Genomic DNA, 3269 nt, shown 5'->3' with positions numbered 1-3269 from the left:
AGTTTCGCGAGTTTTTTCCAAAAAACGCGGTCGAGTATTTCGTTAGTTATTACGACTATTACCAGCCCGAGGCCTATGTGCCGCAGCGCGATTTGTTCATTGAAAAAGACAGCGCCATTAACGAGCATATCGAGCAGATGCGGCTGTCGTGCACCAAAAGCATCATGGAGCGGCGCGATGTGGTGATCGTGGCCACGGTGTCGGCCATTTACGGCATTGGCGAGCCCGAGAGTTACCACCGCATGATCATGACGCTGCGCACCGGCGACAAGCTGGGCCAGCGCGACGTGATCGCCCAGCTGATCCGAATGCAGTACCAGCGCAACGACATGGAATTCAGTCGCGGCAAGTTCCGGGTGCGCGGCGACACGATTGACGTTTTCCCAGCCGAGCACTCCGAGTTGGCGATCCGCATTGAGCTGTTCGACGACGAAATCGAGAGCCTGCAGCTGTTTGACCCGCTCACCGGGCGCATTCGGCAAAAGATCCCGCGTTTCACGGTTTACCCGTCCAGTCACTATGTGACGCCACGCGACAAGGTGTTGGCGGCGGTGGAAACCATCAAGGTGGAGCTGGCCCAGCGCCTGAAAGAACTGGTGGGCATGGGCAAGTTGGTCGAAGCCCAGCGCCTGGAGCAGCGCACGCGGTTCGATTTGGAAATGCTGTCCGAAGTAGGGCACTGCAAGGGCATTGAGAACTACACCCGGCATTTGTCGGGCGCAGCCCCCGGCGACCCGCCCAGTACGCTCACCGATTACATGCCGCCCGACGCCATCATGTTTCTGGACGAAAGCCACCAGATGATTGGCCAGCTCAACGCCATGTACAACGGCGACAAGGCGCGCAAAACCACGCTGGTGGAATACGGTTTCCGTTTGCCCAGCGCCTTGGACAACCGCCCGCTCAAGTTTGAAGAGTTTGAAAAGCGCATGCGCCAGTGCATCTTTGTCTCGGCCACCCCCGCCGACTACGAAAAAACGCATTCGGGCAAAGTGGTCGAACAGGTGGTGCGCCCCACAGGTTTGGTTGACCCGCAGGTGGAGGTTCGCCCGGCCGTCCACCAGGTGGACGATGTGCTGCAAGAGATCCGCATCCGGGTGGACAAGCATGAGCGTGTGCTGATCACCACGCTGACCAAGCGCATGGCCGAGCAGCTCACCGATTACCTGAGCGACAACGGCGTGAAAGTGCGCTATTTGCACAGCGACGTGGACACGGTCGAGCGGGTGGAAATTTTGCGAGACCTGCGTTTGGGCGCGTTCGATGTGCTGGTGGGCATCAACTTGCTGCGCGAGGGCTTGGACATTCCCGAGGTCTCGTTGGTGGCGATTTTGGACGCCGACAAAGAAGGCTTTTTGCGCTCCGAGCGCAGCCTGATCCAGACCATTGGGCGCGCGGCACGAAACCTGAACGGCCGGGCGATTTTGTACGCTGACCGCATCACCGAGTCCATGAAAAAAGCCATGGGCGAGACCGAGCGCCGCCGCATCAAGCAAGTGGCGCACAACGAGGTCATGGGCATCACGCCCAAGAGCATTGTCAAAAAGGTCAAAGACCTGATCGATGGCGTGTACAGCGAAAAATCGGGCAAAGAGGCTGAACGACTGGAACAAGCGGCCATGCAAAAAGCCAGGGTCGAGGACATGAGCGAGAAAGACATCGCCCGCGCCATCAAGCAGCTGGAAAAGCAAATGATGGAGCACGCCCGCAATTTGGAGTTCGAAAAGGCCGCGCAGGTGCGCGACCAGTTGACCGTTCTGAAGGAACAGGCCTTTGGCGCGACTGGTGGCGACAACATCGTGCCGTTGATCCGGGCCTGAATGGCCCTATAACCCGAGTGTTTTAATCGGGATTGGGCTATACTTGACTTGTTTAGTCGGGAACCTGCCCCATCAGGTGACAGACCGAGCACCCCACCACTTTAGGAGCCTGCCATGCGTCTCACCACCAAAGGCCGTTTTGCCGTCACCGCCATGATCGATCTGGCTTTGCGCCAAGATGCAGGCCCTGTGACTTTGGCGGCCATCAGCCAGCGCCAACAGATTTCATTGTCTTATTTAGAGCAGTTGTTTGGCAAGCTGCGCCGCCACAACCTGGTCGAGTCCACCCGTGGCCCCGGCGGCGGTTACACCTTGGGCCGCAAATCCACCGACATCACAGTGGCAGACATCATTTTGTCGGTTGACGAGCCCATTGACGCCACCCACTGTGGCGGCAAAGAAAATTGCAATGGCGGCGATGGTCGCTGCATGACCCATGACCTCTGGGCTTCGCTGAACTCCAAAATGGTTGAGTTTCTGGATTCTGTGTCTTTGCAAAAGCTGGTCGATGACCAGTTGGCCAAAGGCCTGGTGGTCGAGAACAAGCCCAGTCTCAAGCGTGCGATTGCCCCCATGCCGATCAGCCAACCCATCCGCGTGAATGTGCCCAATTCGGTGTTTGACCTGGGCAACATGTTCGCCAAACCCTGATTCCTGAAAAAGAGCAGACCATGACCACACCCCATTTCCCCATCTATCTTGATTACAGTGCCACCAACCCTTGCGACCCCCGCGTGGTGGACGCCATCGTGCCTTGGTTGCGTGAGCACTTTGGCAATCCCGCATCCCGCAGCCACGCTTGGGGCTGGGAAGCGGAAGCCGCTGTCGAAACAGCCCGCGAGCAAGTGGCTGACCTGATCGGCGCCGACCCCCGCGAGATCGTCTGGACCAGCGGTGCCACCGAATCGAACAACCTGGCCATCAAGGGCGCAGCGCACTTTTACAAGACACGCGGCAAGCACCTGATCACCGTCAAGACCGAGCACAAAGCTGTGCTCGACTCAATGCGTGAGTTGGAGCGCCAAGGTTTTGAAGTGTCTTACCTCGACGTTCAAGAAGACGGTTTGTTGAGCATGGATGTCCTCAAAGCCGCCATCCGTCCTGACACCATCTTGGTCAGCGTGATGCACGTGAACAACGAGATCGGTGTGATCCAAGACGTGACCGCGATTGGCAACCTGTGCCGCGAAAAAGGCATCATCTTCCACGTCGATGCGGCGCAATCCACGGGCAAGGTCGAGATCGATTTGGCCCAGCTGCCCATTGATCTGATGAGCTTGGCTTCACACAAAACCTATGGCCCCAAGGGCATCGGCGCTTTGTACGTGCGCCGCAAGCCCCGCATTCGCCTGGAAGCACAAATGCACGGCGGCGGCCATGAGCGCGGCATGCGTTCGGGCTCTTTGGCCACGCACCAGTGCGTCGGCATGGGCGAGGCGTTTCGCATCG

The 3269-nt window shown here is 58.3% G+C and carries 3 protein-coding genes; all 3 read left to right on the top strand.

The features are described from left to right. On the top strand, positions 1-1820 hold a 1820-nt coding region (gene uvrB / locus Q0341_RS06655; protein WP_299511368.1), incomplete at its 5' end, for an excinuclease ABC subunit UvrB. A gap of 114 nt (positions 1821-1934) precedes the next feature. Then, on the top strand, positions 1935-2471 hold the full coding sequence (iscR, locus tag Q0341_RS06650; RefSeq protein WP_299511367.1) for a Fe-S cluster assembly transcriptional regulator IscR: 537 nt from the start codon (positions 1935-1937) through the stop codon (positions 2469-2471). Positions 2472-2491: 20 nt separating this feature from the next. After that, positions 2492-3269: aminotransferase class V-fold PLP-dependent enzyme (locus Q0341_RS06645; protein ID WP_299511366.1), on the top strand; the 778-nt coding region annotated here is incomplete at its 3' end.

The organism is uncultured Limnohabitans sp., from assembly GCF_937889215.1.
Lineage (GTDB): Bacteria > Pseudomonadota > Gammaproteobacteria > Burkholderiales > Burkholderiaceae_C > Limnohabitans_A.
The sequence above is the reverse complement of the archived record's forward strand: the minus strand, read 5'-3'. Positions and strand labels throughout refer to the sequence as shown.